This is a genomic window from Streptomyces sp. NBC_00370 (assembly GCF_036084755.1).
In the GTDB taxonomy this organism is placed as follows: Bacteria; Actinomycetota; Actinomycetes; order Streptomycetales; family Streptomycetaceae; genus Streptomyces.
In genome coordinates, this window is sequence record NZ_CP107968.1 from 4406814 (window position 1) to 4420935 (window position 14122).

Below are 14122 nucleotides of genomic sequence, written 5' to 3' on the forward strand. Positions count from 1 at the left end.
GGTGCGCGGTGACACCACCCCACTCGATATCCACCGGTGCGGCCCTTTGTCCAAATTGCGGCAATTGGGAAAACTGTCGGGAAAGCGGTAGGAAGGTGGGTGCGCTTCTCCCGCTGTTCGTCAATGAGGGGAATGCAATTCCCCGGAACGAAGCATTCCGGTCGACTCGCCTTGACTCACCTCCCTTGTGGGAGGCGGTACTTGACCCGGCGGTTGTCCACAGCGTTGTACTACGGGGGAAAAGTTATCCACAGGCTGTGCGGTGGATCTGTGGATCGTGGAAGTGATCGTTCCGAGGTCGGTGTGCGGGCCGAATAATTCCCCGGCCAAACCCGCTTCACATGCTCATTCGGGTGGGATTCGTTAACTCTGACGAGTTGCCGAGTGGAATTGGGGTGACAAGGGTGACCTGACGCCCTGTGGACGGAAGTGGGGTAACTGGAGCGATTTGTCGACCATGTCGGCTTGCCGTGTCGACTTGTCCCCAGGTCGAGAAGCAAGCCTGTGGATAACCCGGTGGGTTATCCACAGGGGAGGGGGTCGGGCGGTGGATCCGGGGCGGTCCCGGTGTCAGGCGCGGCCGTCCTGGCTGCGTGCCAGCCACTCGGCGGCTTCGATGAACGCAGTGTCGGACGTCCCCGGCCGGGCGGCCGCCACATCCGCGACCGCCACACCGGCGCGCGGGTACGACCCGAGGAAGCGCACCTTGGGGCAGATCCGCTTCAGCCCCATCAGCGCCTCACCGACCCGCCGGTCCGAGATATGGCCCTCGGCGTCCACGGCGAAGCAGTAGTTACCGATGCCGGCGCCCGTCGGCCGCGACTGGATCAGCATCAGGTTGACCCCGCGCACCGCGAACTCCTGAAGCAGCTCCAGCAGCGCGCCGGGGTGGTCGTCGCCCATCCAGATGACGACCGAGGTCTTGTCCGCGCCGGTCGGCGCGGCGGGCCGTGCCGGCCTGCCCACCAGCACGAACCGGGTCTCCGCGTTCTGCGCGTCATGGATCTCGGTGACGAGCGGCACCAGGCCGTACGTGGCGGCGGCGAACTCACCGGCGAAGGCCGCGTCGTACCGGCCCTCCTGGACCAGCCGCGCGCCGTCCGCGTTGGATGCGGCCGACTCCCACACGGCGTCCGGCAGCTGGGCGCGCAGCCAGTTGCGCACCTGCGGCTGGGCGACCGGATGGCCGGTGACGGTCTTCACCTCGGACAGCTCCGTGCCGGGCCGTACGAGCAGGGCGAAGGTGATCGGGAGCAGCACCTCGCGGTAGATCATGAGCGGCTCGCCCGCGGCGAGTTCGTCGAGGGTCGCCGTGACACCGCCCTCCACCGAGTTCTCGATCGGGACGAGTGCGGCGGCCGCCTCCCCGCTCCGTACGGCGTCGAGCGCCGCGGGTACGGACACCATCGGGATCAGTTCCCTGGTGGCCGCTTCCGGGAGGGTACGGAGGGCGGCTTCGGTGAAGGTGCCCTCGGGGCCGAGATACGTGTAGCGCGTGGCCGACATACCGTCACCCTAATAGCCCGACGGAGCGCCCCGCCCCGCCCCGGGCTCAGGACTCCAGCAGCCGCTGGCCCACGTACTCGCCCTTCGCCGCGCCGCCCGGTACGGCGAACAGCCCGCTCGTCTCGTGCCGGACGAACTCCGACAGCGCGTCGCCCCGGTCGAGCTTCCGCTGCACCGGCACGAACCCCTTGAGCGGATCGGCCTGCCAGCAGATGAAGAGGAGCCCGGCGTCGGGGGTTCCGTCCTTGCCGATGCCGTCGTGGTACGAGAAGGGGCGGCGCAGCAGCGTCGCGCCGCCGTTCGCCGCCGGCGCCGAGATCCTGGCGTGGGCGTTGGCGGGGATGATCAGCTCGCCGTCGGCGCCCCGCTTGTCGAGGGCGAGTGCCGTGTGTTCCGTACCGCCGGTGAGGGGGGCGCCGTCCGACTTACGCCGGCCGATGACCCGTTCCTGCCGGGCGAGAGGCAGCTTCTCCCAGTCGTCGAGGAGCATCCGGATGCGCCGTACGACGGCGTAGGAGCCGCCCGCCATCCAGGCGGGGGTGCCGGCCGGCGGGGCGGCGGGTACGAACAGGGCCCGTTCGAAGTTGGGCGCCGACGGTTTGGGGTTGGCCGTCCCGTCGACCTGGCCCATCAGGTTGCGGACGGTCATCGGGTGCGGGGTCGCGCCGGGCGCCCGGTTGAAGCCGGACATCTGCCAGCGGACCCTGGCCGCCCCGCCCGCGTCCTTCTGGAGCGCGCGCAGGGCGTGGAAGGCGACGAGCGGGTCGTCGCAACCGATCTGGATCCACAGATCGCCTTCGCTGCGCGCCGGGTCGAGCTGGTCGGAGGAGAAGGCGGGCAGCGGGTCGAGGGCGGCGGGGAGGCTGCCGGTCAGTCCCGTACGGCCGAAGAAGCTGCGGCCGAAGCCGAAGGTGACCGTGAGGGACGAAGGGCCCGCGTCCAGGGCGACACCGGTGTCGTGCTCACCTGCCGCCGCGGCGCCGGTGACCGGCTGACCCGCCATCAGCGCGCTCGCCGAGGCCGACCAGCGGCGCAGCAGCGCCGCCGCCTCCTTGCGGCCGGCGCCGGGGGAGAGGTCGAAGGCGACGAGATGCCCGGCGGCCTGCGTGGGGGTGGTGATGCCGGGCTGGTGGGCGCCGTGGAAGGCGACGGTGTCCGCGCCGACGGTGCTCAGCGCCGTCGGCGCCGCCGGGGCGGCCGGGCGGCTCGCCGCGTAACCGGTGGCTCCGCCGACGGCGCCGAGCACCAGCCCGGCCGCCCCGGCGGCGCCCGCAGTCCCGAGCACGCGCCGCCTGGAAACGCCGGTGCCGGTGCCGCTGCCGGTGCCGGCAGGGTGGCCCTGGTCCCGGTCTTGGCCCTGGTCCCGGTCCTGGTCCTGGCCTGTGGAGGTCTCGCTCACGGTGGTTCAGCCGATCTTGACGTTCTTGTAGACGGTCTGCTCGTCGATGTCGGAGGTGCGGACGGTGACTTGGAGCTGCCACTCGCCCGGCAACGGGATCTGGATGTTCTCCGCGCTCCAGTGTCCAGGGGCGAACCGCTTGGGCGCGATGGGCAGCGGGCCGATCTTCTGCGCCTTCAGGGTGATGGAGGCCCGCACCTCGGGGACGTCGAGCGGCTGCTTGTCGGGGCCGTTGACGTAGATGTGCATCAGGTTGTCACCGGAGCGGGCGGGGCTGATGTAGACCTCCGCCGTGCCCTTGCCGTTTTCGCCGCCGGTGTCGAAGGGCAGCAGGACGTCCACGGGACCCGCTGTGGCGGGCGCCGCGGTGCTCGCGCCGCCGGTGCGGTCCGCTTCCTGCTCGGCGGTGCGGCCGGGTTCGGTGGTGGTGAGGATGGTGGTGACGGCGAGGAGAACGACGGCAACACCGGCCTCGGCCAGGACGGAACGGCGCAGTCCTGAACGGCTCGGATCGGCGTCACGCAGCCGCTTTTGGCGTGCAGTCGCCAACGCCGCTTTCTGCCGTTCCAGCTGGGTAGCTCTACGGGTGTCACCGACCGGGGCGGCGGTCCCGGTCTCCGCGTCAGCCGCTGTGCCCGCCGAAGCAGCGGCCGGGACGGTCACGCTCTCGGTCTCCTGAGCGGCTTCGGTATCGGTCGCGATGGCGGACTCGGACCCGGCCTCCGTCTCCGCGACCGCTTCCGGGGCCGTCGTCGCCAGCCGTCCCGTCCACCGCCGGGAGAAGTAGGCGATCCCCACGAGCACGGCGACAAGCCCGACCTTGACCAGAAGGAGTTGTCCGTATGAGGTTCCCCCGAGCGCCGACCACGACCCGACCTGCCGCCAGCTCTGGTAGAGGCCGGAGGCGGCGAGTACGACGACACTGACGAAGGCGGTGCCGGAGAAGCGCCGTACGGCCGCTGCCTCTATATAGGGGGTGCGGTAGAGAGCGACGAGCAGGGCGGTGAGACCGCCCAGCCAGGTGGCCACGGCCAGCAGGTGGATGACATCGACGGGCATGGCGAGGCCGGGCTGGATCCCGGTCGACGCGTGCTCGGACAGCGCCCACGTCGCGGCGATCCCCGCCGCGACGACGGCGCCGCCTATCGCGAGGCCGAAGGTGAGGTCCTGCTTCTCCTTGCCCGCGTCCGTGCCGGGCTGCTCGCTGTCGGGCTGCTCACTGTCGGTGTGTTCGCCATCGGGCTGCTCGCTCCCGGCGGCCACCTCACGCTTGGCGTAGGCGCCGAAGAGCACGGCGATGAAGAGGGCTGCCGCGCCCAGGAGCAGCAGCCTGGAGATGAGGGCCGCTCCCTCCTTCGTGGCGAGTACGTCCTGGAGTCCGCCGAGATCGAAGGCGTCGGCGAGTTTGCCGGAGCCGGTGTAGGGGGTGCGCAGCAACAGCAGGACGAGAGTGGCGGCGGTGATCGTGACCCAGCCGCGTACGACGAGCCGTTGCAGCGGCCGGGCGCTCGCGCCGCGCTGCCAGCAGCCGAGCACGAAGGCCGCGCCACCGACGAGGAGGATGAACCCGGCGTACGAGGCATAGCGGGCGGTCCCGTACAGGACACCGACGAGTCCGCCGCCCGCCTCGTCGTCGGAGACATGGACGGTGGTCTTGGAGGGCGCCCCGATGGAGAAGGTGAAGGCGCCGGAGACCGGATGGCTGTCGGCGGAGACGGCCTGCCAGGCGACGGTGTACGTGCCGTCGGGCACGCCCGCGTGCAGGGCGACGGCGTAACGGGCGCCCGAACCGCCGCCGGCGCTCCGGACCTTGCCCGCGTCGGCGCGCTTGCCGGCCGGGTCGAGTACGCGGACACCGTTGTCGCCGAGAGAGACCTCTTCGGAGAAAGTGAGGGTGATGTCCTTGGGAGCAGTGGCAACCACCGCCCCGTCCGCCGGATCGCTGGCGGTGAGAGCGGCGTGCGCCGACGCCGTACCGGACAGGACCGTGAAGACGGTCCCGACGAGCACGGAGACGACGAGCAGCAGTCGCACCGTCAGGGATGGCGGTCCGAAGCGTGGGGCGGTGGCTGTCATGGCGTCCTGATCCCTCACTGCTTGGGCGGGTTGTACGTGGGCTCCTTCACGGGAAGCTCGACCGTGACCGGGCCGGACTTCTCGAAGTGCAGTACGACGTCGACCTTCTGGCCCTGCAAGGGCTTCCGCTTGAGGTCCATGAACATGATGTGGTTGCCACCACGTTCCAGATCAAGAGTGCCGTCGGCGGGAATTCCGAACGACGTGACCTCTTGCATCCGGTCGTTGACGGTCTGGTGGATGGAGATGTTGTCGGAGATGTCGCTGGTGACAGAGGTCAGTTTGTCGGCGCCGCCGTCGTTGGTGACGATGAGGAATCCGGCCGCCAGGTCGGTGACGGGGGGCTGCGGCATATAGGCGCCGGTGACCTTCAGTTCGGGCTTCGCGCCGGACGCCTTGCCGGCGTCGGCCGAGGAGTTCGCCGAGGAGTCCGCCGAGCAGCCCGCCAGGGCCAGTACGGCGGTGAGGCCTATGGCGACCGTCAGCGGGGCGCGCCGGTTCACGGCGTCTCTCCCTTGACGAGCTTGGGCAGGTCCTTGGTGTAGTCGTCGGCCGTCGCCTCCGAGTCGTACAGCACGTACCCGCCGTCGGTCTTCGGCGAGAAGGCGATGACCTGGGCGCCGTGTGTGGACGTGATCGTGCCGTCCTTGTGCTTCTCCGGCGGTTCGACGTCGATGCCGAGCTGGCGGGCGCCGGCCTGGATCGTGGGGAAGTCGCCGGTCAGGCCGACGAACGACGGGTCGCCCGCGCTGGGCAGCCACTTGCCGAGTTCGGCCGGGGTGTCCCTGTCCGGGTCGGTGGTGACGAAGACGACCTGCAGCTGCGCCTGCTCGGCCTTGGTGAGCGACTTCCGCGCGATGGCGAGGTTGCTCATCGTCAGCGGGCAGATGTCCGGGCAGTGCGTGTAGCCGAAGTAGATCAGCGTGGGCTTGCCCTTGGTGCGCTCGCGCAGGTCGTACGGCTTGCCGTGGGTGTCCTTGAGGACGAGGTCCGGCTTCTTGAAGGGGGTGTCGAGCACGGTCGCCGGTTTGTCGGCCGGCTGCGAGACGTCGGCGATCGCTTTGGAGGAGGAGTCGTTGCTGTCGCCGTCGCTGCCACAGGCGGTGAGGGTGAGCGCGGTGAGTACCGCGAGGGTGGCGGCGAGCGGGACTGTCTTCTTACGCATGAGGTATTTCCTGGTGGTGGTGTGCGGGGCACCGGGCACGCGGGGCCGGGACGCCATGGATGGCATGCCGTCCCAGCCTCGCGCGCCGCGGGTGCTTGGTGCGTCAGGCGGTGCGGCGCCGGCCGGCGAGTACGCCGAAGGCCACACCGGCGATGCCGACGACGATGCCGACGATGCCGAGGACCCGCGCGAGGTTGTCGCTGCTGTCCGAGTCGGACGAGGCCGCGGTCGTACCGGCCTTCGTGTCGTCCTGCTTGGCGGCGGTGTCACTGGCCTTGCTGTCGGCAGCCCCGCCGTGTCCGTCCTCGGGGGCGGCGGCGGTCAGCTTCAGCACGGGCGCCGGGTTCTCCGGCTCGGCCGCGCCTTCCTTCGGCTCCTCGATCCACCGGACGACCTCCTTGTTGGAGTACGTCTGGATGGCCTTGAACACCAGCTGGTCGGTGTCCGTGGGCAGCGGGCTCACGGACAGCGGGAAGAGCTGGAACTGCCCCGCCGGGATCGAGCTCTTGGCGTCGGCGGTCCAGGTGACCTTCGAGACCGCCTCGTTGACCGGTGAGCCGTGCAGGTCGATCGGCTTGGCGAGCTTGGTCTTGACGATGTCGATCTTCCAGCCGGGGATCGGCTCCGGCATCACGGAGGCCAGCGGGTGGTCCGCCGGGATGTTGACCTCGACCTTGGTGGTCGTGGCGTCGTCGCGCTCGTTCGGCACCTTGAAGTTGATGATGGCCGAGCCGCCCTTGGCGGCCTCGCCCGCCGCCGACACGCCGACGTGGGCGGACGCGGGTCCGGCGAGCAGCAGGACGGAAGCGGCGGCCACACCGCCCGCGACGGCGAAACGGGCGGTCTTCGCGGCTGGGAACTTCGCGGCTGAGAACTTCACGGCTGGGAACACAGAACACTCCAGTGGCTGTGGGAGGAGGACGGAGGCAGAACAGGCGCCGGCGTGCGTCCGCACGGCGGCATCGCGACACCGCCCCGATCCCCTGCGGGACATGGCGTCCCGACGGGCGGAGAGTGCGGAGGGCGTCGCTTCAGGCTGCGAGGGCGAGTGCGGCCGGCGGGCCGCGCCTGATCACCGTGTGCTGGAGTGCCCGCCCGGCAGGTGCGGGCGGTGGTTCGTACGAGAAGCGCGCGGCCCGTGCGGTTTCGGGCGCCGAGCCGCAGGGCAGCCCGGCCAGCAGGGCGCGGGCCAGCGTGAAAGCGGCCCGCAGGGCGCGCAGTTGGGCGCTGTCCGTGAGGCTTTCCGCCACGCTCTCCCTGACCTCGCCGATGCCCTGCGCCGAGAGCCGGGCGGAGAGCCGCGCGATCCTGACCAGTGCGAGGTCCCCGCGGCGCAGCAGCCAGCCCGTCGCGAGAGCGGCGAGCAGGTGCGCGAGCACCATGGGGAGCGAGGGCAGCAGCCCGGCGGCGGTACCGGCGGCGGGAGCCATGGCCATCGTGCCGCCGTGCATGTCCATCCCGGGCATGCCCGCCATGCCGTGCGCCGTCCCCGCCGTACCGGACAGGCCCGGTACACCGGAGGCGCCTGACGTGCCGATGCCGGCCTCGGCCACGATCCGCTGCGCGTCGACATGGCTGAGTGAGGCGGGGCCGGCTCCGCAGAGCAGCTTCGCCGCCATCCTGACCAGGGCGTCGTTGCCGCCGGCCGGCATCACCATGTGCTGCTGGCCGAGTCCGAACAGGCTGTGCAGACCGAGCTGTCCGGCCGTCAGCGCCGACACGATGGTCGCGGTGGAACGCGGCCGTCCGGCGAGTGGCGCCACGACGGCGAACAGCAGGAGGAAGCCGGCCAGCAGGGTCCACCACGGCACGGGCGCACAGGCGGCGACGACGTGTCCCGTCGCGGACAGCACAAGACAGACCGCGGTGAACACCGCGGCCCTTACCAGCCGGGGGCCGGTTCCTGCGTGTACGACAGGGGCAGACATGGCGGGCTCATCATCGCACTGCGTCCCCCCGCTCCGTAGGGCAGGTCCGGAAGGTCAGTCTCCGTCCCATACACCGCTCTACGTCACATACGCGTCCGCCGAATGAGGGGTCTCACACCCCCGGCGCGCTTACGGAGGGTCCGGAAGGGCAATACGTATCGGTATGTCGAGCCGCAGCCAGGAGGCTGGAGCATGAGCATCTGGTGGTCTCTCCATTTGCGGCGCGAAGCCGCGAGTGTTCCACTCGCCCGCCGCCTTCTGCTCGACGCCATGGACACCGCGGGCGTCGATCCCGACATCTCCTTCGACCTGTCGGTCGCGCTCACCGAGGCCTGCGCCAACGCCGTTGAGCACGGCGGTGACGAAGGGACGGGCGAGGCGCCCGGGGGTTACCGGGTGACCGCGTATCTGGACGGCGCGACGTGCCGTATCGAAGTGGCCGACTCCGGCCCCGGCTTCCCCGCCCGCCGGGTGGTCAGACGCCCGGCGCCCGCGCCCCTCACCGCGGAGAGCGGCCGGGGGCTGTGTCTGATCGAGCAGCTCGCCGACCACGTGCACTTCCGCAACCGTCCGGGCCAGGGCGCCGTCGTCAGCTTCGACAAGACCCTGAAGTGGCGCGAGGACGCGCTGCTGCGGGCCGGCTAGCGCCCGCCTGCCTGCCTCGCAGGCGCTGGCCGGCCGCTCGCGCGTTACGACCGCTTGAGCTCCGCCATCCAGGCCTCGACCTCGTCGGAGCGCCGCGGCAGCCCCGCCGACAGATTCCGGTTGCCGTCCTCGGTGACGACGAGATCGTCCTCGATCCGCACCCCGATGCCGCGGTACTCCTCCGGCACCGTCAGATCGTCGGGCTGGAAGTAGAGCCCCGGCTCGACGGTGAGGCACATGCCGGGCTCCAGCGTCCCCTCGGCGTACACCTCCCTGCGCGCGGCGGCGCAGTCGTGGACGTCCAGGCCGAGCATGTGGCCCGTGCCGTGCAGGGTCCAGCGGCGCTGCAGGCCCAGCTCCAGGACCCGCTCCACCGGCCCTTCCAGCAGCCCCCACTCGACGAGCTTCTCGGCGAGCACGCGCTGCGCCGCGTCGTGGAAGTCGCGGTACTTGGCGCCCGGCTTGACCGCGGCGATGCCGGCCTCCTGCGCCTCGTACACCGCGTCGTAGATCTTCCGCTGCAGCTCGTTGAACCGGCCGTCGATCGGCAGTGTGCGTGTGACGTCGGCGGTGTAGAGGGTGTGGGTCTCCACACCGGCGTCGAGCAGCAGCAGATCGCCGGAGCGTACGTCGCCGTCGTTGCGTACCCAGTGCAGCGTCGTGGCGTGCGGTCCGGCCGCGCAGATCGAGCCGTAGCCGATGTCGTTGCCCTCGACCCTGGCGCGCAGGAAGAACGTGCCCTCGATGTACCGCTCGCTGGTGGCCTCGGCCTTGTCGAGGACCTTCACCACGTCCTCGAAGCCGCGCACGGTCGAGTCGACGGCCTTCTGCAGCTCGCCGATCTCGAAGTCGTCCTTCACCGCGCGCGCCTCGGAGAGGTAGACGCGCAGCTCCTCGTCGCGCTCGGCGGTGACCTTGTCGCTCAGCGCGGCCTCGATGACGGCGTCGTGCCCGCGTACGTTACGGACCGGGCCCGTCGCCTCGGTCAGCGCCGCGGGCAGTTCCCTCACGTCCTTGGCGGGGACGCCGAGCAGCTGCTCCGCCTCGGCCAGGGAGTGCCGGCGGCCGACCCACAGCTCGCCCTGGCCGTCCAGCCAGAACTCGCCGTTCTCCCGGTTGGAGCGCGGCAGCAGATAGACGGTGGCGGTGTGCCCTTCGCCGGCCGGCTCCAGCGCCAGGACGCCGTCCTGCGTCTGGTCGCCGGTGAGATACGCGTACTCGGTGGAGGCGCGGAAGACGTAGTCGGTGTCGTTGGACCGGGTCTTGAGCCGGCCCGCCGGGATCACCAGCCGCTCACCGGGGAAGCGCGCGGACAGCGCCGCGCGGCGCGCCGCGGTCTCGGCCGCCTGCGCGATCGGCTCCAGGCCGTGCAGCTCGGTGTCGGCCCAGCCTGACTTCATGTTTTCCGCGAGCTCGTCGGACACGCCGGGGTACAGTCCGTTCTTCCGCTGCTTGATCGGCTCTTCTTCCGCCTCCGGGAGCACTGGTTCCGTCTCCGGCAGTTCCAGGTGCTCCGGGGTGAGCTCCTCAGCCACGTCTTCTCCTCGCTACGACACCGGCCCGGCATTGGACCGTTTTCCATCGTATGTGCGAGGGCAAGACGGCCCAGGTCGCTGCGTGTGTGATGTGAGAAATCAGTCGAAGCGGGCGGCCAGCAGCACGATGTCCTCCATCGGGTCACCGGCCGGCGGCAGGTCGGGCAGGACGGTCCGCAGGACGTGCCCGGCGACCGCCGCCGGATCGTCCCGCAGCGCGCACGGCACACTCGCCGCCGCCGCGTGCAGCCGGGCGTAGGCGCGGTCCATCGGCTCGCCGGTGCGCCGCAGCAGCCCGTCGGTGTACAGCAGCACCGTTTCTCCTGGTTCGGGATACAGCTCCACGCTCGGCGCCTCCCAGCACGCCAGCATCCCCAGCGGCGCCGAGAGCGACGTCTCGACGAACTCCGTACGCCGGTCCCCGACGACCAGCGGCGGCGCGTGTCCCGCCCCGGCCAGCACGATCTTCCGCCGCACCGGCTCCGCGTACGCGAACAGCGCGGTGGCCGTACGGGCCGGCTCGGTCAGCCGCAGCAGCAGCTCCAGATCGGACAGGACGGCGACCGGGTCCTCGCCCTCCATCACCGCGTACGCCCGCAGCGAGGCGCGCAGCCGGCCCATCGCCGCCACGGCGCTGGGTCCCGAACCGCTCACCGAGCCGACGGCGAGGCCGAGCGCGCCCTCCGGGAGCGGCAGCGCGTCGTACCAGTCGCCGCCGCCGCGCGGCCCGGTGCGGTGGCACACGGCGAGCTGGACGCCGGAGACCCGGGGGAGCCTCCCCGGCAGCAGTTCGTCGGCGATGGTGGCGACCCGCGCGCGGGCCCGCTCCAGCTCCAGCAGCCGGGCCAGATGCTCGCCCGCGTACCGGGCGTAGAGCGAGATCAGATGGCGCTGGCGCTCCATCGGCTCGGCCGGCTCGTCGTACAGCCAGATCGCCGCGCCGAGCTTGACGGGCGCCGCGCCCGTCGGCTCGCCCGCCTCGTTGCTCCCGGGGTCGGTGGCCAGCGGTACGCCGTAACTGGCGCCGTATCCGAGCCGGGCGGCCACCTCGCGGTGGCGCGGGTCGAGGGCGCTGTCGGAGAGCAGGTCGGGTACGGCGACGTGTTCGGCGGGGGCGCCCGAGCTGTCGAGGAGCGGGCCGAGCGAGGTGACGCCGCGCGGCACCGTCTCCAGATGGCCGAGGTCGGCATGGGCGAGGCCGAGGCCGAGGGTGGTGACGGGGCCGAGGCCGTCGGCCGGTTCGAGCACGGCCAGCCCCCGCCTGGCGCCGACCAGCGCGGCGCCCGCCCGCAGCAGCTCGTCGAGGGCGTCCGCCAGGGAACGGGTCCTGGCGAGCCGCTCGGTGAGTTCGTGGAGGGTGGTCAGATCGGAGACCCAGCCGGCCAGCCGGTCCTGGATCAGTACGACCGGCGGGGCCTGGAGATCGTCAAGAGGCGGGACAGTGTGAGCGGGGGCCGGAACTGTGGAATCGATTCCAGCCACTTTCGGCATGTTCGGAGCGCTCATGGCAGCCGACTTTCTGACTGGTGCGTTTCGCTCGACAGTCGGGCAAAACCTCAGGTCATTTCGCGCAGCTGTCGATGCATCCACATGTACACGCACAACAGCGTTAATGTCCAGCATTGTCCTGGGGGGACGGCCGGTGTCCGTGGCGCAGCCGAGCCGAATCAAGTTGGCTGAAAAATGACCCACCTGGCTTGGTTTTGCTGTCGACTGAGGACGCTCAACAGGGGATCTGCCAGGGCCGACGTGCATACGCCGCCCCCGGTGGAGCGTCATTCCGAACGTGATGGGTACGTAAACGGTGACGGACAGGGGCAGTTGGGACCGCCCCGGAACCTGGCGGTCGGCCCGGGCGTCTTAACCGCCGTAGGCCGTGCCCCATCCCCCGGAGTGGCGAGGACAGCACAGCGGAACAGCGAGCGCCATGCGCACGCCACCACTCGCCATACGTTCGCGGCAATTCGCGGAAACTCGCGGAATACAGTCAAGCTCGGTCCGATCACGGCGTCACGGGCATAGCGTCAAGTGCACAGTGTCAAACGCACAGTGTCATGGGCGCGGCGTTACGGACGCGGCGTCGACGGCACACACGTGTACGCAGAGCGAATACGCACAGCGAGTACGCACAGCGAAGTGATGCACACACATGGTGTCAGTGTCATGTGGACCTCGGCGTTCAACGGAAAGGAACGAGCGCTCATGCGCGAGATCCTCGGAAGGCGACGCAGGCTGCGGCTCCGGCGCAATGGGATGCCTGCCCAACTCGAAGCGGCGCTCACCTGCGCCACGGCGTGGAACTGGCCCGTACTGCCGGGCGCGGGCCTGAAATCGGCCGGCGGCCGGGGAGCGCGCGGGCGCGGCTGCGCCTGCCCGGACCCCGAGTGCGTCGTACCCGGCGCACACCCCTTCGACCCCGGGCTGCTGGCGGCGACCACCGACGGGCGCATGGTGCGCTGGTGGTGGCAGAACCGCCCGGCGGCCCCGATCGTGCTGGCCACCGGCGGCAGCGCGCCGTGCGCCGTGAGCCTGCCGGCGGTCGCCGCAGCCCGCGCCCTGGCGGAGCTGGACGAGATGGGCATGCGGCTCGGCCCGGTCGTCGCGACGCCCACGCGCTGGTCGCTGCTGGTCGCCCCGTACTCCCTCGAACAGCTCGGCGAGCTGCTGTACGCGAAGGACTGGGTGCCCAGCTCGCTGCGGTTCCACGGGGAGGGCGGCTACATCGTCCTGCCGCCGTCCGAGGCCGCCGGCGGTCAGGTCCGCTGGGAGCGGGCTCCGCTGCCGGGTTCCGCGGCGCCGTGGCTGCCGGGGGTGGAGGCGGTGGTGGACGCGCTGGTCGAGGCGAGTACGAGCGCGCCGGACGGCGGCAGCAGGCTCGCGTACTGAGCACCCTGAGCACCTGAGCACTCTGAGCACCTGAGTTCTCGTTCCACCGAGCAGCAGAGCTACGCAGACGACTGCGGGCGGGCCCGTCGGCCCGCCCGTCGGCGTTTCCTCACTCGTACGGGTGCGAGCGGATCCCAGTTGTACGGGAATTGGGCGCGCGGCGCCGTGGCCCGCTTCGATCCGCCGTTATCTTTTGCCGACCGCAGCGAACTCCCGGCAGTGACAGGTGGGCCCCGCCATGAACCTCCGCATGCTCGGGCTCGCCGCCGTCGTGGTGGTCGCGGCGCTGCTGCCGCTGGTGGCGTCGGCCGGACCTGCGGGCAAGGACGCCGAGGCGCCGCGTGCCCATGACGTGGCGAGTGACGCGAAGGCCCGCGGCGGTGCTCAGCCGGGTGCCGCGCGGGCGCCACGCGAGATGTCTCCGGTGCGTACGGCCGAGCGGTGCGGGCCCGAAGTGACCTCTCCCGAGGGGATCGAGGCGCAGACCTGCGTGCTGACCGAGGCGCCCGACACGTGGGCGCGTACGTACTACCGCAACACGTCGGGTGGCGAACTGCTCGCGGCACTCAGCCTCATGGGACCCGGCGGGCGGACCGTACAGACACACTGCGCCGTCGAGGCGCAGGACGACCCGGCGACGTGTGAGACACCCAGGGAACCGTCCGCCGGGGGATCGGCGCAGTACACGGCGGTGGCGGAGTTCGCGACGCCGGTCGACGGCACGGACGTCGGTCCGCTGCTGCTGAGGTCGGGCAGCAACTCGACGGAGCCTGGGGGGCGTTGACACCCCGGCAGCCGTCGGCGCATGAAAAGACCCGGTCGCTGGCGACGGGGGATGCACCAGCGACCGGGCTCCTAGAACCGTAACAAGAGATCGGCGGTTAGCAAATTCGATCCGGCATATTCACGCATCGAATTACCTGCCAGTACGGCACTTGCGCAGAAAGCGTGTGACCGGTCTCACCGCACCCGCGCATGCCGG

12 protein-coding genes are annotated in these 14122 nt (G+C 70.9%); 3 read left to right on the forward strand and 9 right to left on the reverse strand.

What is annotated here, in order from left to right; genetic code table 11:
- Positions 1–570 precede the first annotated feature (570 nt).
- The 7 genes from pheA to OHS57_RS19635 all read right to left on the reverse strand — a co-directional run bounded on the left by pheA (position 571) and on the right by OHS57_RS19635 (position 8074).
- Positions 571–1506, reverse strand: a complete 936-nt coding sequence (gene pheA / locus OHS57_RS19605; RefSeq protein ID WP_041987238.1) for a prephenate dehydratase — start codon at positions 1504–1506, stop codon at positions 571–573.
- 46 nt (positions 1507–1552) lie between these two features.
- Positions 1553–2791: an iron uptake transporter deferrochelatase/peroxidase subunit gene (gene efeB, locus OHS57_RS19610; protein WP_328585111.1), complete on the reverse strand. Its 1239-nt coding sequence runs from the start codon at positions 2789–2791 to the stop codon at positions 1553–1555.
- A gap of 120 nt (positions 2792–2911) precedes the next feature.
- Entirely contained in the window at positions 2912–4981 is a 2070-nt protein-coding gene (locus tag OHS57_RS19615; protein WP_328582830.1) for a copper resistance CopC/CopD family protein, read from the reverse strand.
- Positions 4982–4995: 14 nt separating this feature from the next.
- A complete protein-coding gene (locus OHS57_RS19620) occupies positions 4996–5484 on the reverse strand; it encodes a copper chaperone PCu(A)C (RefSeq protein ID WP_328582831.1) in 489 nt (162 codons plus the stop codon).
- A complete protein-coding gene (locus OHS57_RS19625) occupies positions 5481–6146 on the reverse strand; it encodes an SCO family protein (RefSeq protein ID WP_041987227.1) in 666 nt (221 codons plus the stop codon). Before OHS57_RS19625 ends, OHS57_RS19620 begins: the two co-directional genes overlap by 4 nt.
- A 103-nt stretch (positions 6147–6249) precedes the next feature.
- Positions 6250–7026 carry a YcnI family copper-binding membrane protein gene (locus OHS57_RS19630; protein WP_041987224.1) on the reverse strand — a complete coding sequence of 259 codons (777 nt, stop codon included), beginning with the start codon at positions 7024–7026 and terminating at the stop codon, positions 6250–6252.
- A 151-nt stretch (positions 7027–7177) separates the two neighbouring features.
- Complete coding sequence (locus OHS57_RS19635; protein WP_328582832.1) at positions 7178–8074, reverse strand: hypothetical protein; 897 nt, start codon at positions 8072–8074, stop codon at positions 7178–7180.
- Positions 8075–8266: 192 nt separating this feature from the next.
- On the opposite strand from OHS57_RS19635, the gene OHS57_RS19640 reads away from it, so the two are divergent.
- Positions 8267–8719: an ATP-binding protein gene (locus OHS57_RS19640; RefSeq protein ID WP_041987215.1), complete on the forward strand. Its 453-nt coding sequence runs from the start codon at positions 8267–8269 to the stop codon at positions 8717–8719.
- A gap of 44 nt (positions 8720–8763) precedes the next feature.
- On the opposite strand, the gene OHS57_RS19645 is transcribed toward OHS57_RS19640, so the two are convergent.
- Together OHS57_RS19645 and OHS57_RS19650 are read right to left on the reverse strand one after the other, a co-directional pair.
- The gene (locus tag OHS57_RS19645; protein WP_328582833.1) at positions 8764–10254 is read right to left on the reverse strand and encodes an aminopeptidase P family protein; all 1491 of its coding nucleotides are present in this window, start codon (positions 10252–10254) and stop codon (positions 8764–8766) included.
- 99 nt (positions 10255–10353) lie between these two features.
- Entirely contained in the window at positions 10354–11877 is a 1524-nt protein-coding gene (locus OHS57_RS19650) for a PP2C family protein-serine/threonine phosphatase (RefSeq protein WP_328582834.1), read from the reverse strand.
- 579 nt (positions 11878–12456) lie between these two features.
- Here OHS57_RS19650 and OHS57_RS19655 point away from each other — a divergent pair.
- Positions 12457–13140: a bifunctional DNA primase/polymerase gene (locus OHS57_RS19655; RefSeq protein ID WP_328582835.1), complete on the forward strand. Its 684-nt coding sequence runs from the start codon at positions 12457–12459 to the stop codon at positions 13138–13140.
- A 238-nt stretch (positions 13141–13378) separates the two neighbouring features.
- Positions 13379–13924 carry a hypothetical protein gene (locus OHS57_RS19660; RefSeq protein WP_328582836.1) on the forward strand — a complete coding sequence of 182 codons (546 nt, stop codon included), beginning with the start codon at positions 13379–13381 and terminating at the stop codon, positions 13922–13924.
- Positions 13925–14122 lie beyond the last annotated feature (198 nt).

What these genes read in the sequence shown, in the direction of transcription:
- OHS57_RS19655 (WP_328582835.1), top strand. Translation starts at nt 12,457, where the DNA reads ATGCGCGAGATCCTCGGAAGGCGACGCAGGCTGCGGCTCCGGCGCAAT.
- OHS57_RS19625 (WP_041987227.1), bottom strand. Translation starts at nt 6,146, where the DNA reads ATGCGTAAGAAGACAGTCCCGCTCGCCGCCACCCTCGCGGTACTCACC.
- pheA (WP_041987238.1), bottom strand. Translation starts at nt 1,506, where the DNA reads ATGTCGGCCACGCGCTACACGTATCTCGGCCCCGAGGGCACCTTCACC.
- OHS57_RS19660 (WP_328582836.1), top strand. Translation starts at nt 13,379, where the DNA reads ATGAACCTCCGCATGCTCGGGCTCGCCGCCGTCGTGGTGGTCGCGGCG.
- OHS57_RS19635 (WP_328582832.1), bottom strand. Translation starts at nt 8,074, where the DNA reads ATGTCTGCCCCTGTCGTACACGCAGGAACCGGCCCCCGGCTGGTAAGG.
- OHS57_RS19650 (WP_328582834.1), bottom strand. Translation starts at nt 11,877, where the DNA reads ATGCTGGACATTAACGCTGTTGTGCGTGTACATGTGGATGCATCGACA.
- OHS57_RS19640 (WP_041987215.1), top strand. Translation starts at nt 8,267, where the DNA reads ATGAGCATCTGGTGGTCTCTCCATTTGCGGCGCGAAGCCGCGAGTGTT.
- OHS57_RS19615 (WP_328582830.1), bottom strand. Translation starts at nt 4,981, where the DNA reads ATGACAGCCACCGCCCCACGCTTCGGACCGCCATCCCTGACGGTGCGA.